Origin of the sequence: Nocardia sp. CA-107356 (genome assembly GCF_050946365.1) — a bacterium.
Taxonomy (GTDB): domain Bacteria; phylum Actinomycetota; class Actinomycetes; order Mycobacteriales; family Mycobacteriaceae; genus Nocardia.
Map to the genome: position 1 here is coordinate 7,379,383 of NZ_CP191992.1, position 24,003 is coordinate 7,403,385.

The following is a 24,003-nucleotide window of genomic DNA, read 5'->3' on the forward strand; positions in this document are numbered from 1 at the left end:
GCGGGCGCGTGTGGCCCGCATTGTCAGATCACCGACAGCAGCGCACGCACACTCTCATCGGCGAGACGCTCTGCGCGCTCGCGAGATACCGCGGGCTCGACATAGCCGAGATTGAACGACAATTCGCCGTGCGTGGCATTCGCGGTGGCCATGATGAAGCCGCTCACCGACATGCCCGAGACGAATTGCGCACCCGTCAGCTGCCACGAGCCGATCTTGTCCGGGAACGAGTAGCGGCCCAGGTAGGTCATGCACAGATGGCCCGGACCGCGGGTGTCCATCAGCTTGACCGTCGATGCGCTGACGGCCACCGACTTCGGTGCGGCGACCTGCAACAGATTCAGCGCCGCGAGGTGGTCGCGACGATCCATCCTCGCGCCGTACTCGCGCTCGATCTCGCTGGCGATCTGCCACAGCGACGACCACGGCGCGTACTTCGCCGGGGTCGCGATCATGCCCTGGTAGGTGCCGACCTCGGTATCGGCGACCGCACCGTCGAGATGGCCGCGGAAGTTCACCGAACTGCCGACGGTGTACCAGGATTCCCTGTAGGTGCCCGACTCTCGGGCCGCCGCGATGAGCAGCGCCGCGGACAGCGCCGCCTGCAGCCCGACGCCGTTGCGCTCGCAACCGGCGGTCATCGCGTCGAGTTGATCGGCGTTCAGGCTGCGGTGCACGACCCGGCTGCGCCGCCGCGCGGGCGGGGCCAATTCGGTCGGCTCCAGTCGGCGCGGACGCTTCAGCTGCGACTTCTGATCACGCAGCAGCGACCCCACGGTGCGGCCGAAGCCCTTGACGCCCTGGAACTTTGCCGGGAACAGCGCCTCCGGACCCGGCCGGACCGGCGCGGGCTCGAGTTCGGCGCTCTCACCAGCGGCGACCTGCAGCACCTGCTTGGCCACCGACATCGCGCTCTCGCCGTCGGCGATCGCATAGTGCAGGGTGATGACCAGATCGCTGGTCTCGCCGGTCGAATCGGTGATCAGCACGGCGCGCGCGAGCGGGCCGCGGTGCCAGTCGAACGGCTCGCGCAGTTCGACCTCGTCCACCTCGGTCAGCCAGGTCCGCTGATCCGCGGATTCGACGACACGCAGCGGAATCGGTGTCGACACCGGTACGAAACGCGGTGCGGTGCAGTCGGGTTCGGCCGCCACCGCGACACCGAGCAGCGGATGTCGGCGCTGCACCTCATCGAGACCGGTCCGAACCTGTTCGGCGGTGATCGCCCCGTGCACCCGAACCCGGGCCAGAATGTGCAGCGGCGCAAGCTGATCGGCGATCCAGTGCCACCGTTCCACGGGGGACAGCGGACGCGGCAGCCGCACGGTCGGTCCCGCCAGCGGTGGGAACGACATCGGCTTGGCCAATTCGCGCAGGAAGAATTCCGTGGGTGCGTGCCGGAAGTAGGTGTCGCGCAGCTTCACCAACTTGGGATCGGTGGTCTGCTCGATCTTGCCGAGCGACCACGAGCCATTGACGAACATGGCGGTGCGTTCGGCGCGCACCTGCTCGTAACGACGCAGGCCCGCAACGGGATCCAGCGAGGTCTTCAGCGTATGGGCCAACACGACCGCGTCCTCGATGGCCGAGTTGGCGCCTTGGCCGAGGCTGGGCAGCATGGGATGTGCGGCGTCACCGAGCAGGGTCACCCGGCCGCGGCCCCAGCCCGCGAGCGGCGGACGGTCCTGGCAGGGTACGGCGAGCACATCGGCCCATTCGGTTCGATCGATGCAGGCGCGCACTTCGGGCGCCCAGTCGGCGTAGAGCCGCTGCAGATCTTCCTTGGTCCCCTGCCAATCGGCGGCCTCGTCGCCCGGCATGGTCATGGTGCCCCACCAGTAGACCCGGCCCTGGCCGATGTCGTGAATGCCGAAACGCATTCCGGTACCCCAGTAGTGGGCGGAGTAACCGCGGGGCACGGCCGGATGTTCGAACGGGATGCAGGCCAGCCAGGCGACGAAGTCGCCGGGACGCGGTTCGGCGTGGCCGTGCAGCTGGGCGCGCACCACGGAGCGGATGCCGTCGGCGCCGATCAGCAGATCGCCCTCGGCGATGCGGCCATCGGCGAATTCGACGCGCACATGGTCACCATCGTCGATGAACCGAGTCGCTTGTGCGCCAACATGAGTCGGGGTGTCGCCGATCGCACGCAACAGCACCGCGTGCAGATCCTTGCGGTGCAGTGCGACGCTCGGCGCGCCGAGGCGATCGTCCTGGCGATGCACCGGGAGCACGCGAATGGGCGTGCCGTCCGGGTTGTTGAAGCGGAAGGTCTCGACCTTGCCGCCGCGCTCGAACAGTTCCTCTTCGATGCCGAGGCCGATCGCGCGCAGCGCGTTGATGCCGTTGGCCTGCACAGAAAGTCCGAATCCCTGGCCACGCAGTTCGGGAGCCGCCTCATACAGCTCGACCGCGAAGCCCGCCTGTCGCAATGCGGCGGCCGTGGTGAGCCCACCGATCCCCGCACCGAGCACGACAACCTTGATCGGACTACTCATTCGAACCTGCGCTTCCATCGAACCACTCGACAGCACAGGACGCCTTCACCTTTCGAAGCGACCACCGAGCCACGCTGCTCGCCAGCTCTCATCCCCCCGAGCAGCACTGTTCGAAGACTGATGTCATCCCCGACCAGACAGGCCGGGGCGGGATGCCTGTGCCTGACCGTCCCGAAGCCTACCGCTATAACCGTGTCTGAAACGTTACCGTGTGAGATTCACCCCAAAGGGGCCCTTTCGACAGGCCGAATCCGTTGCTATACGCCATAATTCACGGTTCGCGAAACGTACGGATTGGTCGGATGCCCAAGTTCCTCAGAGGTAGGACGTGTCGTTGACCAGGCGAACCGATGAGCCGCCGTCCGAATAGAACTCCGCGATCGACAGCGACGCCAGGTCCAGGTGCAGGCGATACAGCAGTGACGGGCCGACGCCTAGCGCGAGCTGCAGCAGGGTCTTGATGGGGGTCACGTGACTGACCACCACGATGTTCTGGCCCGGATACCGCGCGACCAGATCGCGGCGGGCCGCCTCGACTCGTTCGCGGACCTGGTCGAAGCTCTCGCCGTTCGGCGCGGGTATCGAGGGATCGCTCAGCCAGCGGGCGTGCAGCTGCGGATCTCGTTGCGCCGCTTCCAAGAAGGTGAGGCCCTCCCACGCACCGAAGTCGGTTTCGGTGAGGCCGTCGATGACGCGCATCGGCACGTCCAGTGCGGTGGCGGCGGCTTCGGCGGTCTCCCGGGCACGGCCCAGCGGGGAGGTCACCACGACGGCGACACCGCCCTTCGCGGCGAGCATTTTCCCGGCGCGGGCGGCCTGTTCGCGGCCGAGGTCGGTCAGCGGCGGGTTGCCGCGGCCGGAGTAGCGCCGCTCGAGTGAGAGCGCGGTTTGGCCGTGGCGCAGCAACAGGAACCGCGTCGGGCGGCCGGTCGCGCCGGTCCAGCCGGGCGCACTTTCGGCGGCGGTCGGCGGTGTCTCGCCTTCGGCGGCTCGAGAATCGGCTGCGGTCGACTGCGCGTCCCTGACTTCATCGATCCAGCTCGACGACTCCTCTTCGACGCCGCGCGCGGATATCGAAGGTTCTTCGGTCCAGCTGAGCAGCTGCTCTTCGGCTTCGCGCACCTCCTCCGCCAATGTGGCGGAGGCCGCCCCGGCATCGAGCAGCTGCCGCTCGGCGGCGTTCACCTCGCCGATGAGTGTGCCGTCATCCATCGCCGCATTCGCGAGCCGGTCGGCATGGGAGTTCTCGGCGCGCGGAATCCAGGTGAAGGTGACCGAATCGAATCCGGTGACCAGCCTGCGGGCTCGGTCGGCCAGCGGAATCATGGCCGCGTGCTTGACCTTCCAGCGCCCGGACATCTGCTCGACGACCAACTTGGAATCCATCCGCACCGACACCACCCGCGCGCCGAGCTCGGCCGCCGCCTCCAAACCCGCGATGAGCCCACGGTATTCGGCGACATTGTTGGTGGCGATGCCGATATATTCCCTGCGTTCGGCGAGGATGCGGGTGTGATCGGAATCGAAGACGACCGCGCCGTAACCGGCCGGCCCCGGATTGCCCCGGGAACCGCCGTCGGCCTCGACGATCACCTCACGCTGGGTCATTGTTTCCCTTGTCCTCTTCAGCCGAACATCCGTCGCTGGGAGCGGACCGACGCGAGTACTGATACCCGCACCGGAAACCTCACAAACCCGACTCCTTGGTACGAACCAGGATCGCACCGCATTCCGGACAACGGACGATCACATCCGGCTCGGTCTTGGCGATCCGCGCGATCTCGCCGCGGTCCAGCTCGATCCGGCACGCACCGCACCGGCGGGCCTGCAGCAACGCAGCGCCAACGCCGTGCTGGGTGCGCTGACGGTCGTAGATGCTGAGCAGTTCGGCCGGGAACAGCGCGACCAAATCTTTGCGGTCGCCATCGCAACGGCCCTGCGCCACCTCGAGATCCGCCAATGCCTCATCGCGCAGCCGTTGCGCGTCGGCGAGGTCCTGCTCGGTCTTGCTGAGCCGCGCACCCGCGTGATCGTGATCGGACGCCGAGGCCTCGCGGCGCTCCATCACCTCCAGCAACTCGTCCTCGAGCACCGAACGGCGCCGCTCCAGACTGCCCAGCTCGTGTTGGATCTCCGAAAGCTGTTTGGCACCCACCGAGCCGGCGGTCAACATGCCGCGGTCGCGCTCCTCGCGCTTGCGCACCGCATCGACCTCGCCCTCCAGCTTGCGCATATCGCGGTCGAGATCGTCCAACATGATCTCGACCGCCACCGCCGCATCCTTGTGCGCATTCCGCTCGGTCTCCAGCCGCGCCACCTCCTGCTGCTCGGGCAGCACGGTGCGCCGATGCGCGATCCGCGTCAGTTCGGCGTCGATGGCGGCGAGCTGGAGCAGCTTGGCCTGGACAGGCGGTTCGACATTCAACGCGGACAAACTCCTGGACGCTATGGACGGATGGGGGCACGCGAGCCGCGGGAGGGCGGCGATACCAGTGTTCAACCGTACCCCGAATGGTGGGTGATTCGGTCCGAGCCACGTCAGCCGGCGGGAGAAGTGCCTGGAACCAGCGGTTGGTGCGTCATTTATCGACGTCCTCCTCGGCCTGAAGGCCGGGGAGTCGTGCCAGCGCCTGTTGGCGCTCTGGGTGGGGTCCTACTTCATCGCGCTGCGCCGGAACCAGCGCTCGATCTGGTGGAACGTCTGCTGCTTTCTCCTGCAACAGCCGCGAGAACATGCTCCACCCGGCGTCGTGGCTGGATTTTCGCGGGCCGGGTTCGGGCGAGTCCGGCGGCGCACCAGCCCACGACCCTCACACGGCTCTACCCGACAACCAGCTGTCCGTCAGCTCCCCGGGGCACGGGTTTTGATGGCGTCGCGGGAGATGAAGACGTCGTAGGTGCCGGGGGTGGCGATGACGGCGTTGCCGTAGGCGGAGCGGACGAAGGGGTCGGTCCACCATTTGTGAGTGCGCATATCGTTGAAGAAGTCTTGATCGTCGCCATTGACGAAGATCTGGTTCTGGGTGGTGGCGACGCCGTCGAGGCGCTGGCCGTAGAGGCGGGTCACCTTGTAGCCGGAGTGGAAGCCGAGGGCGTTCACCCATGGCTTCAATTCGACGATATTGGCCTGCAACACCCACAGGTCACCCTCGACCTGATATTTCTCGTGCTTATCGGGATGGTCTTCGTCGCCATAGAGGGTGAGATCGACCTCGAGCCGATGGTCTTGGCCCGCAACCTGACTCACCACCACATGTGCCGCCTTGATCTCCCCGCTCAACCCGAGGAACGTCTGCATGAGCGTCACCACCCACAGCAGCACCACGGCGACGACCAGCAGCCCTAGTCCGCCCGCGCCGCGCCCGATCAAAACCCGCAAACCGACCTTGCGCACCATCACGAGCGCCGATATCAGCAACGCGACCGCAACCAGGATGATCAGCATCAGCCCGATCTGCACGATCCCGAAGTCCACCGGGAAATTCATGCGGTAGTTGTACCCCGGATCGGTGCGTCGACTCAGCCGAACTACACACCACTCCCGGCAACAGTCGCGACACGCCCCGAACACGCCGCCGCACTGGATAGTTCGGGCGGTGACACCGTCGAGCCGTCCCCCGTCCACAGCATCCCGGCTCGCCACTGGGCCACATCCGAGCCACCCCGTAGCACGCGGAATCCCGGCTCGCCGAACGATGCTCGCTGTCGGCAACCCCGCATCCGCATTATGTGGGCTGCACTCTCAGTACACGAGGTGTACAGCCACACAATGGGTGTGCGGCTGATCGGAGAGTGTGGGTCACCCGATGGCGCTGACCGTCCAGGGATCGGTGCGCAGCGTGCAGACGCGGGTTTCGAGGTCGGGCAGCGTGGTCTGTACCACTGTCTGCGCCTGTGCGCACCAAGGGAATTCGGTTGCCCAATGGGCGGCATCGATCACGGCCGGGCCACCGCGGCGCAGATGTTCGTCGACCGGATGGTGGCGCAGGTCGGAGGTGACGTAGGCGTCGACGCCGAGGCGCGCCACGGTATCCAGATAGGAGTCGCCCGCGCCGCCGCAGACGGCGACCGTCCGGATCATGCGGTCCGGATCACCGGCCGCGCGGACGCCCCAGGTCGTTGCGGGCAAAGCGGCGGCGACCCGGGAGGTGAACTCGCGCAAGGACTCCGGCTCGGACAGTGTGCCGACCCGACCGATGCCGAGCCCCGATGGCAGCGCGGCCCGCTCGGTGACGTGGTAGGCGGGATCTTCATAGGGATGCGCGGCACGCAGCGCCGCCAGCACGGCAGTACGCGCCGAAGGTGGCGCGATCACCTCGAGACGATCCTCATCGACCTGCTGCAATTCCCCGATCGCCCCGACCGCCGGATTCGCTCCGGCGACCGGGCGGAACTGCCCGACTCCCGGCACCCGAAGAGCACAGTCACGATAGGTACCGCTACCACCGGCACCGGCCGCGAACAGCGCCGCCAGCACCGCATCGGCGTGCGAGCGCGGCACCTGCACCACCCAGTTGTCCACGGCGGCTCGCGGTTTCGAATCCAATGGCCCGGTGACAGTGAGCCCGAGCGCCGCCGCCAGCGCGTCGGAGACCCCCGGATCAGCGGAGTCCGCATTCGTATGCGCCGCGAACAGCGCGCATCCCGACCGGATAAGCCGATGCAGCAGGGCACCCTTGGGTGTATCGGCCGCGACGCTATCGACCCCGCGCAACAGCAGCGGATGATGCACCACCAAAGCCTGTGCCCGCCAATCGATCGCCTCAGCCACCACCGCCGCGGTGGCATCCACCGCGAACAACACCCGAGTCACCTCATCCGCCGGGTCCCCGCACACCAGCCCCACCGAATCCCACGACTCCGCCAACTTCGGCGGATAAGCCGCGTCGAGCACCCCGATAAGTTCCGCCAGCGTCGTCACGATCCGCCTACCTCCACTCCATTCATGCCCCGACTACTTCCAACCGCACCGCACACATCGGCCATCGTGCGGGGCGATGCTGTGTGAATCGCGCGGCGCACCGCTCGTCTGCCGAATCCACGTAATCTTTCGCGCCAACGACGGCCACAACTTTGCCCGTCCGCACTAGGGCGGGCAAAGTTGGCGATTCGAGCGATCGGCGGCGGGCCGTTCGGGACTGCCCCGATCGAGCTCGGTCCCACCGCGCCTCCCGCCACAGCCGCGCCCTCGACACCGCCGCGCTTCCCGCCTCCGCTGACAGGCAGCGTGGCTGCTGTGGCCGCGGACAGCCGCCGACACCGAAACCCACCACCCAGTACTGGACGCCAGTCGATCAGATTCGGCGGCACTGGACCCCGCAGCCGCCGGGCCGGGCAATGCTCGCCGCACGAATTCCTCGCTTCCGGTCGGCATCAAATTCCGCCGCACAAATACCCGACCAGCTGATCGACCTCGGGCCGGCCGACCGATACTCGCTACCCAACAACCACCCATTCGGGCCGACATCAAACCCCCGCCGCGCGAATACCGGCGACCAGCCGATCGACCTCGGCAGCACCGCGGACGGCAACGCGGATGTAGTCGGGTCCGAGCCCGGGGAAGGTGTCCGCGCGGCGGACCGCAATTCCCTGGTTCGCCAAATGCTTTCGCAGGAGTTCACCGTCGGGTACACGCAGCAGCAGAAAGGGTCCGTCGGCGGGCGTGTGGACGTGTAGACCGAGTGCGGTCAGTCGTTCGATCATCGAATCCCGGTCGACCACGATCGCCTGCGCTCGCTGCTCAGCGGCGGCGACCGCATTCGGCTCGGCGGTCGCGGTGATCGCCTCCAGTTGCAGTGTGCCGAGCGGCCAGTGCGGGCGCCCCTGATTCAGCCGGGCGAGCAGGTCGGGTGCGCCGAGAAAGTAGCCGCAGCGCAGGCCTGCCAAGGCCCAGGTCTTGGTGAGGCTGCGCAGGACGAGGATATCCGGGGCGGTCGAAGCGGCCAGCGATTCCGGTTCACCGCAGACCGCATCGACGAAGGCCTCGTCGACCACGATGATCCGGCCGGGCTTGCGCAGCGCGCGGATGGTATCGGCGGGGTGCAGGACCGAGGTCGGGTTGGTCGGGTTGCCGAGCACCACCAAGTCGGCCGTGGCGGGCACCCGCGACGGATCGAGCGTGTACGGCGGTTCGAGTACGACGCGGACGACCGGGATATCGGCCTCGCGCAGCGCCAACTCGGGTTCGGTGAACGACGGGTGCAGCACGGCGGCCAGCCCGGGTGCGAGTCTGGGCAGCATCGCGAAACCCTCGGCCGCACCGCCCAGCAACAGCACCTCTGCTGCGGTGCGGCCGTGTCGGGCCGCCACCGCGCTGCGCGCGGCGAGTTCATCGGCCGCACTCGGATACCGGCCCAGGTCGTCGAGCCGGGCGGCCAACCGGTTGCGCAGCCAGTCCGGCGGCGCACTGCCCTGCACGTTCACCGCGAAGTCGAGCATGCCGGGGCGCGCGTCGACATCACCGTGGTGACGCAGTTTCGCGTGATCGACCCGTTCCTCCGACACGAGAAAACACCCTACGTGGCGGCCCATCGGGGCGACCGGCCAGAATGGCTGTCGTGGGTGAGTTGCACGTGTCGTTCGTCTGTACCGGCAACATCTGCCGATCGCCGATGGCGGAGAAGATGTTCGCGGTACACCTGTACCGCGAGGGACTCGCGGACCGCGTGCGGGTCAGCAGCGCGGGCACCGACGGCTGGCACGCCGGACAGGACGCCGACGCCCGCACCGACGCGACACTGCGCCGCCACGGCTACCCGACCGGTCATGTGGCCGCGAAGTTCGGCAGCCGACACCGCGACGCCGACCTCGTAATCGCCCTCGACTCCGGCCACGAACGCCGACTGGCCATGCTCGGCATCCCGTCGGACCGCCGCCGCCTGCTGCGCAGTTTCGACCCGGACGCCGACTCGCTCGACGTCCCCGACCCCTACTACGGCGACACTGCCGACTTCGATCTGGTCCACGACCAGATCGCTGCCGCCATCCCTGGGCTATTGGACTGGGTCCGAGCCACCCTGGCCGCCCGCAACGGCGCCGCCGCCCATGACCTCGAAGCCGATGCCCACAATGGAGCTGCCTCTTCCGGGGACGACACGCGGACCGGGATAGCCGACGAGCCGAGCACGACCCGCGGAGCAGACCCAGCCGGCCACAAACCAGACCAGCCGGTCTCCTACGAACCCGCCTCCGACGGACGCCCGTGATGCGCCGACTGACCTTCCTGCTGCGCCCGAGCTGGCTGATTCTGGCCGTGCTGGTCGCGGCCTTCGCCTACCTGTGCTTCACCGTGCTCGCACCGTGGCAGCTCGGTAAGAACACCACCACCTCACATCGCAACCAGCTGATCGCCGATTCGGTGGACGCCGCTCCCATCGATATCACCACCGTCCTGGACGACCAGAGCACCGACTCACATGCCGAATGGCGTCGCGTCACCGCGACCGGCGGCTATATGCCGAACTCGACGGCGCTGGTCCGCCTGCGCCACCTCGACGGCGCACCCGGCTACTCGGTACTCACCACCTTCAAGCTCGATGACGGCCGCATCCTGCTCGTCGACCGCGGCCTGGTCGCCGCCATCGATGGGTCGCGCCCACCACAGATTCCGGATCCGCCCACCGGCCCCCAGCGGATCGAGGCCCGAATCCGGATGTCCGAGGGCATCACCCCTGGCAAGGACCCGATGGTCCAGGACGGCTACCGCCAGGTGTACTCGGTGGACACCACCCAGGAAATGACCGTCCTCCAAGAGCCACTGACCGCGATCCCCACCGGCGAACGCGGGGGCTACCTGCAGCTCAGTGATAACCAGCCCGGCGCCTTCACCCCCACTCCCCTCCCCCAACTCGACGCGGGCCCCTACCTCTCCTACGGCCTGCAATGGCTGGCCTTCGGCATCATGGCCCCCCTCGGCCTCGGCTACTTCGTCTACGCCGAAATCCGCGAACGTCGCAGGGAAAAGACCCAGGCGGCCCCGAAGCCGACCCCCACCGAAACCCCCACCCCCGCACCAACTTCCACCAACGAACAACGCCTGGCCGACCGCTACGGCGGCACCCGCTGAGCCACCTCGGCGATCAAGCAGAGCCGAGACCGCTCAGCACTGCGAACCATCGCTATCCGACGCCGCCCACCTGCCTGCACCCGTAGGCACGAGCGTGCACCTTCAATCCGAATCCGGCGATTTCTGCCCCAGAATGTGCGAAAAATACGCGCTCGGACCGGGCATGGGCGTCAGCCGCAGCACCGACCACAGTGCGGCCGTCAGCACGGCGCCCAGCTGGATTGCCTCCGACATATGTACGGCCCGACGGAGATCCGCTACTCGAGGTGCTGGGCCGTCGCCGAGGGTGGGACGCAGTTCGGTGCCGTAGCGATATTGGGTGCGGCCGCCGAGGCGGACGCCGAGCGCACCCGCCATGGATGCCTCGACGACGCCCGCATTGGGGCTGGGGTGTTTGGAAGCGTCTCGTTGCCAGGCGCGCAGCACGTCGGCCGGATGCCCGCCGACCGCCGGAGCCAAGGCGGCGGTGAACATGCCGGTGATGCGGGCGGGCAACAGATTCGCGAGATCGTCCACGCGGGCGGCAGCCCAGCCGAAGCGGAGGTAGCGGTCGTCGCGGTAGCCGATCATCGCGTCCAGCGTGTTGACCGCGCGGTATCCGAGCAGCCCCGGCGTCCCGGCGACCGCACCCCACACCAGCGGCGCGACCGTCGCGTCGGAGGTGTTCTCCGCGATGGATTCCAATGCGGCGCGGGCCAATCCGTCCGCATCGAGCACCTCGGGATCGCGCCCGCACAGCGATGGCAGCAGGGCCCGCGCGCCCGTCAGATCGCCGGACTCGAGCCGGTCGGCCATCTCCCGCCCGGTACGCGCGAGGCTGCGCCCACCGAGCACCGTCCAGGTCGCCAGCGCAGTCGCCACCACTCCGCCACGACGAAGCCCGATCCCCAGCGCAGTCGCCGCACCGACCAGCAACGCCTCGTGCACCACCCCGGCCGATCGCCGATCGGCATAGGTCACACGCTCCAGCGCACTTGCCGCCGAACCGAACCCGGCCACCGGATGCCATCGGCGCGGATCACCGAACGCGCGATCGAGCGCGAACCCGAGCAGCAGCCCGGCCGCGGTCGAGGTCCCCGTATGCACCCGGCGAGGGTAGCCGGTCCCCACGTCCCGACGACGCACGCACCCCATCGAATCCTCGCTGGTCCGGACATCCGTGTGCCCCGGCAAGCGCGCCGTCGCGATCGGGATGTCACACTCGCTAGCCCTGCGTCGTCATCCCGATGACACGCATAAACTCGCCCCCCGAGGGGGCCGGACGACCGAACGGCGAGACCAGTGACAGCAGAACAGCCATCCTCCGGACCGATCGACCAGGCCGAGTTGGCTCGGCGTTTCGAGGAGCACCGGCCGTATCTGCGCAGGCTCGCCTACAGCACGCTCGGCAGTCTCACCGACGCCGACGATGTGGTGCAGGATGCATGGCTGCGGCTGCAGCGCCAGTACGAGGCCGGGACCGCGGGCGAGATCGAGAACCTGCGTGCCTGGCTGTCCACCGTCACCGGCCGCCTCGCCCTCGATCAGCTCGGCTCGGCCCGCGCCCGCCGCGAACAGTACGTCGGCGAATGGCTGCCCGAGCCGGAGGTCACCAGCTGGGACGACCCGGCCGACCGGATCACCCAGGACGAGCGCGTCACCACGGCGCTGCTGGTCGTGCTGGAATCCCTATCCCCCGCCGAACGCACCGCGTTCGTGCTGCAGGACGTATTCGGCATGAGCGGCCCCGAGGTCGCCGAGGTCGTCGGCCGCACCCCTGCGGCCGTGCGGCAGCTCGCGTCGCGCGCCCGCAAACGCGTCGAGGATGGAACGCCCCGGTTCCCGGCTTCGCCCGACGAACAGGAGAAGGTCGTCTCCGCCTTCGCGGTCGCCTGGCGCTCCGGTGATCTCGGCGCACTGCTCGGCGTACTCGACGCCAACGTCAGCCTCACCGCCGACGGCGGCGGTAAGGTCCCCGCGATCCGCCAGCCCGTGCGCGGCGCCGAACTCATCGCGAAGATGCTGCTCGGCTGGTACCACGCACCGTCCGCGGCGGGCGCCTGGGGCCGCGCGGTCCTGGTCAACGGCACGCCCGGTCTGGTGGTCTTCGACGGCACCCACACCGGCGTCTTCTCCTTCGTCATCGACGACGGCCGCATTGTCGCCATCAATGTCGTCCGCAACCCGGACAAGCTGCACGACCTCCCCACCGAAGGCGCACCCGACTGGTACCTCGGCCCGAACGCCGAATAGCCCGACGCGGCCCGCACATTTCCCAGGTGCGGGCCGTCTCCGGCACAGCACCGAGATGCCCGCGGCATCGCAACCCGACGCTCAGGCGGGCGCCTGGGCCGCGGGCTCTTCGCGCTGCGCGTCTGCCCCAGATCGATTGCGCCGCAACATAATGAACCACACCCCGCGGGCAAGGAGAACGCTCACACCCGCCAACGCGGCTATGCCGAGAAACACCACGAGAGCTGGCCAAACATAGGTCACCTGCAGGAACGTCGCGGCTCGACCGCGGAAGACGAGGCCCGCGAGCTGCGGTAGCACGGCCAGGATCACGATCGGGGCCAGGTACGGCAGCTGCCGCAGCGCGATCAGCCATGCGGGCCGGGTGCCCTGCTGGTCGGCCCAGCGGCGCGATCGCACCAGGCAGAGCACACCGAGACCGAGAGTCCCGAGCGTCAACAGCGCCATACCCCAGTCCGCCCAGATACCCCACGGGCGGTGCACATCCGGCGTCTCGCCCTGGGTCAGCTCGACCAACCCCTGCGCGATGATCCCGGGGTCGTCCTCGAGCGACATACCGGTATCGGCGATGACGGCAATGCCATATCCGGTGTCGGGCAGCAGAACCTGTTCAGCGGTATAGGTGAACCAATCGCCGTTGTGCGAGATCTGCACCCCGTGATCGGATTGCTCACGCCGCCAACCCATTCCGTAGTCGTCGTCGGCGACCCCGGACGGTGTGTGCATGTCGGCCATTGCCGCGGCCGATACCACCCGGTGCCCGTCCGGCGCCAGGCCACCGTTGTTCTGAGTGATCAGCCACCCGGCCATATCGGCGGCCGTGGTGATCACACCGTGGCTACCGCCGACGAACCAATCGGGCTCCGCCATCGGTATCGCGAACCCGTACGCCCGAATGTATCCGTGCGTCACCTCCTCGGCCGCGCGCGCCGTATCCACCGTCGAACTGTCGCGCATCCCGATGGGCCCGAACACATTCCGTTGCAGATAGGCCGCGAACGGTTCGCCGCTGACCACCTCGACCAACCGCGCGGCCACCTGATAGTTCGGATTGTGATAGTTGAATCGCGTTCCCGGATCGGCGGCCAATTCGGCCGTCCGTAGTCGCTCGACCGCCCCGGCCAGCGAGTCCGCCTGTGGCCGCCGCAGATCGGGGAATGCGGTATCCGACATGCCCGACGTCTGATTCAGCAACTGCCGCACCGTGATCCGGTCGGCACGCGGATCGGCCAGCCGAAAGTCCGTCAGGTACTGACGCACCGGCGCATCGAGACGCATCCGCCCCGCGTCGACCAACTGCATCACGGCCATCGCGGTCATGGATTTGCTCACCGAAGCGATCGGCATTCTGGTCGTCGCGGTGATCGCCGAACCGGTGGAATCGTGACCGTATCCCGCGACGTACACCACCTGATCCCCGTGGGTAATGGCGATCGAAGCCCCCGGCAATCGTGTCCGCGACAGATACTCGGACATATACCGATCCACCGCGGCCGGATCGATGCCCACCGGCGCCGCGACCGCCGCACCGGAGTACGGCAACAGCACCAGCAGCAAGCTGATCACCAGGACACAGGCCCGCCGCGGATATTCCACCATCACCGATATCGCCCTTCACACTGCGAGTCCACATCGACCCCGGCACCGTCGTCAGCCTGCCAACTCCATCGGTTTCGGTATCGCATATCCGTGCGCCGCCGCAACCTCCGCCGATAACAACCGCCCCCTATCCGCGGTCACCCCATGCGCGAGATCAGGATGCGCGGAGCATGCCTGACGCCATCCGTGATCGGCGATGGCGCGCACATACGGCAAGGTGGCGTTGATGAGCGCGAGGGTCGCGGTGTGCGGCACCGCGCCCGGCATATTGGCCACGCAGTAGAACAGCGAATTCGCCACGCGGAAGGTGGGATTCGCGTGCGTGGTCGGATGCGAACCGGCGAAGCACCCGCCCTGGTCGATGGCGATGTCCACCAGCACCGAGCCCGGCCGCATACCGGCAACCAAGTCCTGGGAAACCAATTTCGGCGCCCGCGCACCAGGTACCAGCACCGATCCGATCACCAGATCGGCCGCGAGCACCGCCCGTTCGATCTCGACCGCAGTCGAGGCCAACGTCGAGATCCGCCCGTCGAATCGCGCGTCGAGCTCCCGCAAGCGCGCCAAATTCGTATCCAATACAGTGACTTTCGCACCCATCCCGGCCGCGACGGTTGCCGCGTTCGTCCCGGCGACACCACCGCCGAGCACCACCACATCGGCCGGACGCACTCCCGGCACCCCGCCGAGCAGCAGCCCGGCACCCCCGAGCGGCGCCATCAGGTGATACGCGCCGACCTGCGTCCCGAGCTTGCCCGCAACCTCACTCATCGGTGCGAGCAGCGGCAACGACCCATCCGCCGCCCGCACCGTCTCATATGCGATCGCGGTGATTCCGGACCGCAGCACCGCGTCGGTGCACTCCCGCGACGCGGCCAAATGCAGGTAGGTGAACAGCACCTGCTCGCGCCGCATCAGCGGATACTCCTGGGCGATCGGCTCCTTGACCTTCAGCACCAACTCGCCCTCGCGCCACACCTGATCGGCGGCGGGCATCATCCGAGCACCCGCGGCGAGATAGTCCGCGTCCGGAAAACCCGACCCCACCCCGGCGCCGGTCTGGATCAGCACCTCGTGCCCGTGCCGCACCAGTTCCCCGGCACCGGCCGGGGTCAGCGCCACCCGAAACTCCTGTTCCTTGACCTCCCGCGGAACTGCGATCCTCATATCGCCATCGTGGACCACGGACCGGAGCTTCGCCATGATCGCCGCGCGCTATCGAGGGAGTGCGTCGCCGCGCGGCTAGACCTCGAACGGCTGCCCGGAACGCGGAATCCGCAGCTGATCAGCTCGTCCGGCGTATTCGAAGGTGCGGACGAGGTAGTCCAGCGGCTCGGTGAAGTGGTGCCACCCCTCGCCGTGCACGGCGACGATGACCGCATCTCCGAGCAATTCGGCGGCCTCGAGTGCGGTGCGCCCGTTCAGCGTCAGATCGACGTCGCCGAACCGCCCGACATTGGCGCCCCCGACATTGAGGATGGCGATATCGATCCGCCCGAACCGCCGCCCGATCTGCTCGACCAGCGCGACCGAGGCATTGTCCCCGGAGACGTAGACCGTCGGTTGATCATCGGCTTGCAGCACGAATCCGGTGACCGCCCCGCTCAGCGGCTCGCACCCTTCGGGCCCGTGCAGTGCCGGCACACCCGTCACGCGCACATCGCCGATCGTCACGGTCTCCCAGTTCTCCAGTCCCCGAACACCGTTGATGCGGCCGGCCGCATCCGGTGTCGAGAACACGGTCGGCACGGTTTTCAGGAATTCGCGACCCGAATTGTCGAGATTGTCCGCGTGCTGATCATGTGAAAGCAGCACCACATCCACCGCCCCCACCTGGTCCGCGGACACCGCGGGGCCGGTCAGCTTGTGCAGTGTGATCGGACCCGGGTAGTCGCCGGGAGCATCGAAGGTGGGGTCGGTGAGCCAGGTCAGGTTGCCGTACCGCAAGCGCAGGGTGGGTCCGCCGATATGCAGGGCTTCGACAGTGGTGCGTTCGATCGTCTCGGTCATGCGATCAATATTGCTGACCGCGATATCCGATCAAAAGTGGCCCATGAGCCGCCTAGCGATAAGATCGGGCCATGCGCACCGTCGCCGTTCTCGCCTTCGATGACGTCATCCCCTTCCATCTGTCCGTGCCCACGCTGGTCTTCGGCCGTGTCGGCGTCGAGGGCAGCCCCGAATACCGCGTCGAGGTGTGCGCCGAACGCCCCGGCACCCTGCGGACGCCAGCCGGATTCGACATTGTCGTCGGCACCGGACTCGACGCCTTCGAGCGGGCCGACCTGGTGGTGATCCCGAGCTGGCGGCGCGATATGGCCATCTCGGACGACCTGCGCGACGCACTGCATCGCGCCCACGCCAGGGGTGCCCGGATCGTCGGCCTATGCCTCGGCGCCTTCGCGGTGGCGGCCAGTGGCCTGGCGGACGGCCGGGAGATCACTACCCACTGGGCCGCGGCCGACGACCTCGCCGCCGCCTACCCCGCGGTCCGGGTCCGCGCCGATACGCTCTGGTCGGATCTCGGCGACATCATCACCTCCGCGGGTGTGGCAGCCGCACTCGACTGCTGTCTGCACCTGGTGCGCGGCGATCTGGGCAGCCGTGCCGCCACCGAATTGGCCAGATCGCTGGTGACCGCACCGCACCGCAGCGGATCTCAGGCCCAGTACATTCCGGTGGCCGTACCCGACGCCGCCGACGACGATCCGATCGAACGCGCAATGGTCTGGGCGCGAACGAATCTCGGCGAACCGATCGATCTGGACAGCTTGGCCCGCATCGCCCTCATGTCGCGACGCACCTTCACCCGACGTTTCCGCGATCGCACGGGCAGCAGCCCGCAGCAATGGCTGCTGCACCAGCGCACCGACCGGGCCAGGCTGCTACTCGAATCAACCACCGACACCATGGATCGCATCGCCGCCGAAACCGGCTTCGGCACCGCGGTCAGCCTGCGCCACCACTTCCACCGCATTCTCGGCACCAGCCCGGCCGCGCACCGCGCGCTGTTCTCGGGGACGCCGGCGGCGCCGCCGATCTCGTCGTCTAGGTTTTCGGCATGAGGATCGAGGTAAGCGGACATACGCCGGAGATCGACGACACCGCGTGGATCGCACCGAACGCGACCGTAATCGGACGCGTTCGACTCGCCGCCGAGGTGAGCATTTGGTACAGCGCGGTGTTGCGCGGCGATCTCGAGGCGATCAGCGTCGGCGCGCGCACCAACATTCAGGACGGCTGCGTACTGCATGCCGACCCCGGCTTCCCGCTCACCGTCGGTACCGGAGTATCGGTGGGACATAACGCGATCCTGCACGGCTGCACGGTCGGCGACGATGTGCTCGTCGGCATGGGCGCCACAGTGCTCAATGGCGCGGTCATCGGCGCGGGCAGTCTGATAGCCGCCAACGCCCTGATTCCGGAAGGCGCCCAGATTCCGCCCGGATCGCTGGTTGCGGGCGTGCCCGGCAAGGTGCGTCGGGAATTGAGCGAAGCCGAGCAGGACGGCATTCGGCTCAACGGCGCTGTGTACCTTCACAACATGGCCAACCACCGGGCCGCGAAGCAAATGTGAGACAGGCCACACTGATCAAATGACCAGTCCGAATCGCTGATAACATTTCGCCAGCGTGCCCGGCGCCCCGGGATCTCTCGCCGACACAGCTGTCGAGTGGCCTGTTGCGCGCAGGGTGAGCCCGCCGCGGTGGTGGCTGCGTAGCGTGCAGGCAGGAGGTATCACGGTGGCGTATGTGCCGCAGAGTATGCACCGGCCGTCGGGACGGATCAGCCTGGCCGATATCGCGGCCCAGCCGGGCGGGATCGAGGCGCTACAGCGGCGGGTTCACGAACTGCGCTCCAGCGGGGTGGATTTTGCCGCCAACGCGATCGAACAAGAGATGGCGGAACTGGATCTGCCGCGACAGTAGTCCCCCGCCAACCCCCACGAACCGCCGAACGATATCCGTCCTGTCGATCTCTGGTGCCGATCCCCGGCCGAAGCGTCGCGACCCGGTGAAATAATGAATGCCGATCACCCGCACCGTCGCGACGCCCTGGCACCATCGGCGTCCGAGCCTATACGACTGGAGACTCGATGCCGACCGTCCCGCCCATCCTCCAGCGCATCCTGGAAAAGCCTGTCAGCGACGGCGAAAAACTGCTGGAGAGCGCGCTGTCGGCATTCCTGGATTTCGGCATCAAACGCACCAGCATGGGCGAGATCGCCCGACGTGCCGGGATCAGCCCGGCCACCCTGTATCGCCGATTCGAATCGAAGAACGACTTGGTCGAGGCCGTCAGCGTGCGGGAGGCACAGCGTTTCGTCGCCGAGATCGATAAGCGTGTACAGAAGGTCGAGGGCGTCGAGGAACAACTGGTCGAGATATTCGTCGCGGTGATCACCGAGATCGCCGGCAACGAACTGTTGCGTAGGTTGCTGCGGACCGAACCCGACCTCATCCTGCCCCGGCTCACCACCGAAGCCGGACCGATCATCGCGGTAGGGCGCACCTATTTGGCGGAGAAGTTGCGTGAACTTCGCAGCGGTGCGGACGACGACTTCGACTTCGAACTCGTCGCCGAAATCATGGCGCGGCTGGCGCTCTCACTCGCGCTGACGCCCGACGGGCTCATTCCGATCGATGATGTGACGGCCGGTCGTGCATTCGCGCGGCGCACGCTGCTGCCGATGGTCGGTGTCCGCACCACCGCATGAGCGGACTCAACGCATTTCGTACACACGCGGGCCGAATGCGAACGCCACCCACTCATCGAGCAGCCGCAGCGAATTCGCGTCGGGAACTCGCCCGCCGTCGACGAAATCGCGTACCAGCTCGACGACTCCGCCCGCCCGCATCGTCGTCGGATCCGGCAGCGGCAGCCGCGACACGTACTGGGTGATCCACCGTCGCCGCCCCGAATACAGCCGATTCCCGCACACCGCATCGTAGAACCGCAGCCCGAGCGCCGAATTCGCCACGCCCATAAGCAAATACGCGAGCCGCTCGGCCGCACCGTCCACCCCGAGATCGGCCAGCGAGATCCAATAGCAGTCTCCGTTCACCACCGCCCCCGACCGATCCAATGCGAACCGCGGCCGCTCACTGATATCGGGAAAAACCACCTTCGGCACCCGCCACATATGTGGCCGCTGCGGCACCCAGATCTCGAACCACTCCCGGCCGCTGTCCGTCAAATACTTCCGACCGGCCAACGTCTCCCGATTCTTCTCCAAATACGCTGCGGCCCCTGGGAATTCCCGCAGATCAACCGGTGTTCGCGCGGGTTCGGACGGGTCGTACGGATACAGCACCCTGGTGGCACGCTCCCGCGAAATCCGCCACGGCTCGACATCATGATGGGTTATCAAGTCGAACAGCAGCTCCCCCTCCGGCCGTGGCTCCACCTCCCCCCACCGATCCGAAATGAACACCCGATCCGCAGTCGTCTTGATCCCCACCCGAATCCGCCCCACGTCCCCGAAGGTCCGCCAAGTCCCCGCTTCCACCTCCCCCAACCATCCATCCACCCCCGGCCGCGACATCCGCCACGCCCCCTTCCCCGCACTTCCATCACGATCCCGAACACCGTCCGCACCACCAGATCCCAACGCCCCCACACCGTCACACCACTGCCCCGATGCCGCGACATCGGAATCCACCTGCCGCCCGCTCATCGCGCCAGCCCCCGCCGACATAACCTGCCCGGCTACCACCCGGTCCCCTGCCGTCGCTCGATCACCTGGGACAGCCATATCCCCTGATGTCGCTCGAAGATCCGCAGCAGCCCGATCACCCGCCACCAGCCCATTGCCGAGCGCCACCACGCCCACCGCCGCATCCACAGCGCCGCCCAGGTCCCCTCGGCCAGTGGTGGATTCGGCCCCGACCTGCCGAGCACACGGCTCGCCGGACGACGCCGACGCAGCCCGACCTGCGACCGCCAGACTTCCTGCCGCCTGCCGATCACCTGCGACCGTCACATCGCCCAGCAGCATTCGACTACCCGCCGCCGGATCAACCGCCGTCCTCCCGATGCCGAGAACGGCCCGATCATTCGCTGAGCGATCTCTTGCTGTCGCGTGATCGCGAGACTGATCGTCGGTTGCCAGAGTGCCGACCTCGACTGCGAAGGCACGTCCGGCATGGGTGACCAGGTGGCTGTGTTCGGCCGTCAGGGCCTCGAAAAGATCTGTTCCGCTGATGGTTTCGGCGGTGTCGACCTCATAGGCCGAGACGTATCGGCAGACGGCACGGGACGGGGTGCGGGTGGCGATGGTGACGGCGGGGAGCACCGCCGCCTCGAAAAGCTTGGTATCGCCGAGGTCGTACAGTTCGACCGGGGACAGCTCGGTGAGCAGCAGGCTGCGAATATTCGCACCCGCCTTGGTGGTGAGAAACCGGTTGGCGCACAACAACCCGAGCACCCCGTCCGGCCGCAGCAGCCGGGGCGCGACCGCGACGAACGGGTGGGTGAGGTCGATCCGGCCCCGCAAGCCGAACTGCTTGCTGATCAGCTGCGCGGTCGGCCCACCCAACTGTTGGGTCCGCACATACGGCGGATTGGTGATGATCGCATCGAACGACCGGTCCGCGATCCCGACCGACGCCGTCAGGAAATCCCCGACATGCCACTCGGCCGCGACCTCCGCCGCCTCCGCCCGTTCCCGGGCCACCGCGACCCCGGCCCCATCCAGGTCATACCCGACCATCTCCACCCGCACCCCGGGCAACACCGCACCCGCCACCCGATGCAGCGCGAGCAACAGCTCACCGTCCCCACACGCCGGATCGAGCACCCGCAACACCCGGCCGGGCACCCCACCACCTCCGGGTCGCGGCAGATGCTCGACCAGCCGCTGCGCGAGAAAGCCCGCCAGGGCAGGGGGCGTGTAGTGCCTACCGTGCCGTTTGCGGTCGCGCGCGGCAGGGTCCCCGGGATTCATGCCAGGGATTCTGCCTCGTCATGGCGCAACTCCGGCGGTAACGCGGTCGACTGGTTCTCGCGTCGTCGCGGGCGGGCTCGCGGTGCGGCGGCCGGAGAAGCGGCGCATGAGTGGTTCGTCCACCCATCGATAGATCGCCGCGGCCGCTGCCGTCGCGACGATCAAACTCAATCCGGCGAACCCGAGCCAGCCGAGCGGACCGAACTGTCTGCCGCCGATGAAGATCCGGGTGATCAGCACCATCACCGGAAACTGGATCAAATAGAATGCGAAGGAAATATTGCCGAGCCACACCATTCGCGGCGAGGCGTTCAACCCGCGTATACCGGCCAGATCCCGTGTGGCCAGCGTCGCGACCACCGCAGTCATCGGCGCCAGCAGCAGTGCCGACATTTTGTAGTTCACCGGTACCACCCAGGTGGCGGCGAAGGCGACGGCCAAACTCAGCAACGGCCAGGTCAACCGCGTATTGCGCCAACGCCCCTCCAGCACCAGCCGCGCGGCCAGCACCCCGAGGAAGAATTCGGGCAACCGCGACACCGGAAAGGTGTAACTGAGCCAATAGGCCGGGGCAACGGGAATATCCGGCTGCGCGAACCACGCCGGTGAAGCGTGTAATTCGAAGTACGGCGACACGTCCCCCGGAACCAGCCGTGGCGCAAAGGCATTCGCAATACCTTTTGGTCCGGGCACCCACAGGAAGTATGCGGTGTGCAGCGCGAGAATTGCCACGAGCAGCCCCGCCATCACCCACCACACACGATCCCCGCGAATGCGCCGCACCAGCGGCAGCGCGAGCGGAAAGCTCAGGTAGAACAGCATTTCCGCACCCAGCGACCACGACGGCACATTGAGACCGCCGACCGTCGTCCACTTCGGCACCCAGGTGTGGATCAGCAAGACGTTCGGCACCCACACCACCAACCTGGACAGCGGCACACTCGCGATCACGATGAACGCGACCGTCGCCACCAGATGCGTCGGATAGATCTTCAGCACTCGCCGCCAGTAGAACCGCGGCACCGAATTCCCCGGCCGGAACGACCAATAGATGATGAATCCGGAGAGCACGAAGAAGAACGTGACCCCCGCCGCGCCCAACTGCATCGGCATCACCTGATGGATGTGCCGGAACAACTCGGACTTCTGAAACGGGTAGACCGGCAGAAATACCAAGGCGTGCAGCAGGAATACCGCGAACGCCGCCCACCATCGTGCTCCGGTCAGCGACGGGAGCGCGGGTCGCGGCTGCGTCACTTGCCGTACCGCTCGTACAGCGCTCCCGCGATCACCGAATCACCGTGGGCCGAAGGATGGAACGGAATCCCGACCAGATCCGCGCGCGGATCGAGCGCACCGTTCAACCATGGCTGCGCCGAACACAATCCGTGCCCGGCGGTCACCGCTCTGGAATCGAAGAATTCGATCCCGAGCTGCGCCGCCGCTTCTCGCTGCGCCGCATCGATGCGATCCAGATACTGGATCAGCGCCGCGCCCCTCGGCTGTACGTACTGCCCGACACCGAGCACGCTCATACACGCGCGGTCCTGTCCGGACGGAAACAATTCGGGATAGCCGACCAGCACGATCTTCGCCTGCGGCGCGTAATAGCGCAGATATTCGACCACCTCGCGGACGCGCTGGGCATACTCACTACCGGATACCGCGCGATAGTCGGTGATCCGGCCCTGCTCCGCCGCCTCCAGCCCGCACCCGTCGGCGAGATTGAATACACAGGGCACCAACGAGGTCCACAGCGTGGTCTCGCTCGTGCCCCAGGAGTCGTTGAGCCCGAATTGCAACGCGATCAGCTTGGTTCGGGGACCGAACGCTCCTGCCTTGTCGGCGTTCATCGCCTCCTGAACCAGCGAATAGCCCCGTGCGGTCTGGATCGCCGCGCCGGAGCACGACGCGTCCACGAAGTCGGAGCTACCCGCGACACCCATCAATCGGCTCAGCTGGGTCGGCCATGAGGTAGGTCCGCGCAGACACTCCTTCGCATCCACTTCCCACCGGAGACCGTTGGCGGCGAAGGAGTCTCCGAACGCCACCAGGGTGCTGCCCGGCGCGGCAGCCGGGGCCGATTGCGCTGCCGCGGGCACCCCGGCCGCGGCTGCCACGGTCGCCGTAACCACCCCGAGCCACCGGGCGCAACGACGAGAGAGCTTACTTCCCACAGTGATCACTCCGCTGTCAGTAGCCCGCGCGTGGTTCGAATCCGGGTGCGGTCAAGGTCGGTGCCGGTTTGGCCGGTTCCGGCTGTGGTGCGGTCTGCGCGGCCGGTGGCGCCTGCGGCGCCGGTGCCGTTCGGGGTTCCGGCGCGGGCGGCGCTATCGGTGTCGCTTCCGGCGCGGGTACTACTTGCGGAGCGGGCGCCGCCGGTGCCTCGGGCGCGCTACTCGACGGCGCTGCCGCGCTGGTCGGCACTACCGCACTCGTCGACGCGTTGGTCGGAGTGTGGTCGCCATGCGATTCGGTCCCGCTACTGCATGCGGTGGCGCCGAGAAGCACCGCACCGCAAGCAAACACGGTGGCGAGACAAACCTTCAACACGTTCCCCATTCTAGAGATCAGGAGCAGCATCATTTCAGTCCAGGCAGGAGACTACAAGTCGACCTGTACCCGCATGGCATCTTTCACCGAATTGTCCCGCTGGCCGAGAC

At 67.4% G+C, this 24,003-nt stretch carries 20 protein-coding genes and 1 pseudogene; 7 read left to right on the plus strand and 14 right to left on the minus strand.

Annotated features, from left to right (window positions below; all coding sequences use genetic code 11):
* Positions 1-23 precede the first annotated feature (23 nt).
* The 6 genes from ACQP1G_RS33175 to cobC all read right to left on the minus strand — a co-directional run bounded on the left by ACQP1G_RS33175 (position 24) and on the right by cobC (position 9,002).
* Positions 24-2,498 carry an FAD-dependent monooxygenase gene (locus ACQP1G_RS33175; RefSeq protein ID WP_433193612.1) on the minus strand — a complete coding sequence of 825 codons (2,475 nt, stop codon included), beginning with the start codon at positions 2,496-2,498 and terminating at the stop codon, positions 24-26.
* Positions 2,499-2,813: 315 nt separating this feature from the next.
* Complete coding sequence (locus tag ACQP1G_RS33180; RefSeq protein ID WP_433193613.1) at positions 2,814-4,106, minus strand: bifunctional RNase H/acid phosphatase; 1,293 nt, start codon at positions 4,104-4,106, stop codon at positions 2,814-2,816.
* Positions 4,107-4,185: 79 nt separating this feature from the next.
* Entirely contained in the window at positions 4,186-4,923 is a 738-nt protein-coding gene (locus ACQP1G_RS33185) for a zinc ribbon domain-containing protein (protein ID WP_433209042.1), read from the minus strand.
* A gap of 417 nt (positions 4,924-5,340) precedes the next feature.
* A complete protein-coding gene (locus ACQP1G_RS33190) occupies positions 5,341-5,985 on the minus strand; it encodes a hypothetical protein (protein ID WP_433193614.1) in 645 nt (214 codons plus the stop codon).
* Positions 5,986-6,297: 312 nt separating this feature from the next.
* The gene (locus ACQP1G_RS33195; protein ID WP_433193615.1) at positions 6,298-7,419 is read right to left on the minus strand and encodes a Nif3-like dinuclear metal center hexameric protein; all 1,122 of its coding nucleotides are present in this window, start codon (positions 7,417-7,419) and stop codon (positions 6,298-6,300) included.
* A gap of 545 nt (positions 7,420-7,964) precedes the next feature.
* Positions 7,965-9,002, minus strand: coding sequence for an Rv2231c family pyridoxal phosphate-dependent protein CobC (cobC, locus tag ACQP1G_RS33200; protein ID WP_433193616.1), 1,038 nt, complete (start codon positions 9,000-9,002; stop codon positions 7,965-7,967).
* Positions 9,003-9,046: 44 nt separating this feature from the next.
* On the opposite strand from cobC, the pseudogene ACQP1G_RS33205 reads away from it, so the two are divergent.
* Positions 9,047-9,508 (plus strand): annotated as a pseudogene (locus ACQP1G_RS33205) (low molecular weight protein-tyrosine-phosphatase); the annotation flags it as partial.
* Positions 9,509-9,702: 194 nt separating this feature from the next.
* Positions 9,703-10,563: an SURF1 family cytochrome oxidase biogenesis protein gene (locus tag ACQP1G_RS33210; protein ID WP_433193617.1), complete on the plus strand. Its 861-nt coding sequence runs from the start codon at positions 9,703-9,705 to the stop codon at positions 10,561-10,563.
* A gap of 102 nt (positions 10,564-10,665) precedes the next feature.
* Here ACQP1G_RS33210 and ACQP1G_RS33215 read toward each other — a convergent pair whose 3' ends face one another.
* A complete protein-coding gene (locus ACQP1G_RS33215; RefSeq protein ID WP_433193618.1) occupies positions 10,666-11,697 on the minus strand; it encodes a cobalamin biosynthesis protein in 1,032 nt (343 codons plus the stop codon).
* A gap of 147 nt (positions 11,698-11,844) precedes the next feature.
* Between ACQP1G_RS33215 and sigJ the strand changes: the two genes are divergently transcribed.
* Entirely contained in the window at positions 11,845-12,795 is a 951-nt protein-coding gene (gene sigJ / locus ACQP1G_RS33220; protein ID WP_433193619.1) for an RNA polymerase sigma factor SigJ, read from the plus strand.
* Positions 12,796-12,876: 81 nt separating this feature from the next.
* Here the strand turns inward: sigJ and ACQP1G_RS33225 are convergent, their stop codons facing one another.
* The 3 genes from ACQP1G_RS33225 to ACQP1G_RS33235 form a co-directional block, all read right to left on the minus strand.
* The gene (locus ACQP1G_RS33225; RefSeq protein WP_433209045.1) at positions 12,877-14,394 is read right to left on the minus strand and encodes a serine hydrolase domain-containing protein; all 1,518 of its coding nucleotides are present in this window, start codon (positions 14,392-14,394) and stop codon (positions 12,877-12,879) included.
* Between the two features lie 51 nt (positions 14,395-14,445).
* Positions 14,446-15,561, minus strand: coding sequence for an alanine dehydrogenase (gene ald / locus ACQP1G_RS33230; RefSeq protein WP_433193620.1), 1,116 nt, complete (start codon positions 15,559-15,561; stop codon positions 14,446-14,448).
* Between the two features lie 75 nt (positions 15,562-15,636).
* A complete protein-coding gene (locus tag ACQP1G_RS33235) occupies positions 15,637-16,404 on the minus strand; it encodes an MBL fold metallo-hydrolase (protein ID WP_433193621.1) in 768 nt (255 codons plus the stop codon).
* Between the two features lie 71 nt (positions 16,405-16,475).
* Between ACQP1G_RS33235 and ACQP1G_RS33240 the strand changes: the two genes are divergently transcribed.
* From ACQP1G_RS33240 to ACQP1G_RS33255, 4 genes are all read left to right on the plus strand, one after another.
* Positions 16,476-17,459 (plus strand): GlxA family transcriptional regulator, encoded by a 984-nt coding sequence (locus ACQP1G_RS33240; protein WP_433193623.1) that lies wholly within the window; start codon positions 16,476-16,478, stop codon positions 17,457-17,459.
* Positions 17,456-17,971, plus strand: a complete 516-nt coding sequence (locus tag ACQP1G_RS33245) for a gamma carbonic anhydrase family protein (protein ID WP_433193624.1) — start codon at positions 17,456-17,458, stop codon at positions 17,969-17,971. Before ACQP1G_RS33240 ends, ACQP1G_RS33245 begins: the two co-directional genes overlap by 4 nt.
* Before the next feature lie 145 nt (positions 17,972-18,116).
* A complete protein-coding gene (locus ACQP1G_RS33250; RefSeq protein WP_433193625.1) occupies positions 18,117-18,323 on the plus strand; it encodes a hypothetical protein in 207 nt (68 codons plus the stop codon).
* Positions 18,324-18,490: 167 nt separating this feature from the next.
* Complete coding sequence (locus ACQP1G_RS33255) at positions 18,491-19,111, plus strand: TetR/AcrR family transcriptional regulator (protein ID WP_433193626.1); 621 nt, start codon at positions 18,491-18,493, stop codon at positions 19,109-19,111.
* 6 nt (positions 19,112-19,117) lie between these two features.
* On the opposite strand, the gene ACQP1G_RS33260 is transcribed toward ACQP1G_RS33255, so the two are convergent.
* The 4 genes from ACQP1G_RS33260 to ACQP1G_RS33275 are packed head-to-tail and all read right to left on the minus strand — an operon-like array spanning position 19,118 to position 23,893.
* On the minus strand, positions 19,118-21,340 hold the full coding sequence (locus ACQP1G_RS33260) for an Eco57I restriction-modification methylase domain-containing protein (RefSeq protein WP_433193628.1): 2,223 nt from the start codon (positions 21,338-21,340) through the stop codon (positions 19,118-19,120).
* A gap of 18 nt (positions 21,341-21,358) precedes the next feature.
* Complete coding sequence (locus ACQP1G_RS33265) at positions 21,359-22,597, minus strand: acyltransferase family protein (RefSeq protein ID WP_433193629.1); 1,239 nt, start codon at positions 22,595-22,597, stop codon at positions 21,359-21,361.
* Complete coding sequence (locus ACQP1G_RS33270) at positions 22,594-23,475, minus strand: SGNH/GDSL hydrolase family protein (RefSeq protein ID WP_433193630.1); 882 nt, start codon at positions 23,473-23,475, stop codon at positions 22,594-22,596. The genes ACQP1G_RS33265 and ACQP1G_RS33270 overlap by 4 nt, the downstream gene beginning before the upstream one ends.
* Positions 23,476-23,533: 58 nt before the next feature.
* On the minus strand, positions 23,534-23,893 hold the full coding sequence (locus ACQP1G_RS33275) for a hypothetical protein (protein ID WP_433193631.1): 360 nt from the start codon (positions 23,891-23,893) through the stop codon (positions 23,534-23,536).
* Positions 23,894-24,003: the final 110 nt, after the last annotated feature.

Bases quoted from the DNA above. Each gene is read 5' to 3' on its own strand.
- ACQP1G_RS33210 (WP_433193617.1), top strand. From the start codon at position 9,703: ATGCGCCGACTGACCTTCCTGCTGCGCCCGAGCTGGCTGATTCTGGCC.
- ACQP1G_RS33180 (WP_433193613.1), bottom strand. From the start codon at position 4,106: ATGACCCAGCGTGAGGTGATCGTCGAGGCCGACGGCGGTTCCCGGGGC.
- ald (WP_433193620.1), bottom strand. From the start codon at position 15,561: ATGAGGATCGCAGTTCCGCGGGAGGTCAAGGAACAGGAGTTTCGGGTG.
- ACQP1G_RS33260 (WP_433193628.1), bottom strand. From the start codon at position 21,340: ATGAATCCCGGGGACCCTGCCGCGCGCGACCGCAAACGGCACGGTAGG.
- ACQP1G_RS33215 (WP_433193618.1), bottom strand. From the start codon at position 11,697: ATGGGGTGCGTGCGTCGTCGGGACGTGGGGACCGGCTACCCTCGCCGG.
- ACQP1G_RS33190 (WP_433193614.1), bottom strand. From the start codon at position 5,985: ATGAATTTCCCGGTGGACTTCGGGATCGTGCAGATCGGGCTGATGCTG.
- ACQP1G_RS33175 (WP_433193612.1), bottom strand. From the start codon at position 2,498: ATGAGTAGTCCGATCAAGGTTGTCGTGCTCGGTGCGGGGATCGGTGGG.
- ACQP1G_RS33255 (WP_433193626.1), top strand. From the start codon at position 18,491: ATGCCGACCGTCCCGCCCATCCTCCAGCGCATCCTGGAAAAGCCTGTC.
- ACQP1G_RS33240 (WP_433193623.1), top strand. From the start codon at position 16,476: ATGCGCACCGTCGCCGTTCTCGCCTTCGATGACGTCATCCCCTTCCAT.
- ACQP1G_RS33235 (WP_433193621.1), bottom strand. From the start codon at position 16,404: ATGACCGAGACGATCGAACGCACCACTGTCGAAGCCCTGCATATCGGC.
- ACQP1G_RS33225 (WP_433209045.1), bottom strand. From the start codon at position 14,394: ATGGTGGAATATCCGCGGCGGGCCTGTGTCCTGGTGATCAGCTTGCTG.
- ACQP1G_RS33245 (WP_433193624.1), top strand. From the start codon at position 17,456: ATGAGGATCGAGGTAAGCGGACATACGCCGGAGATCGACGACACCGCG.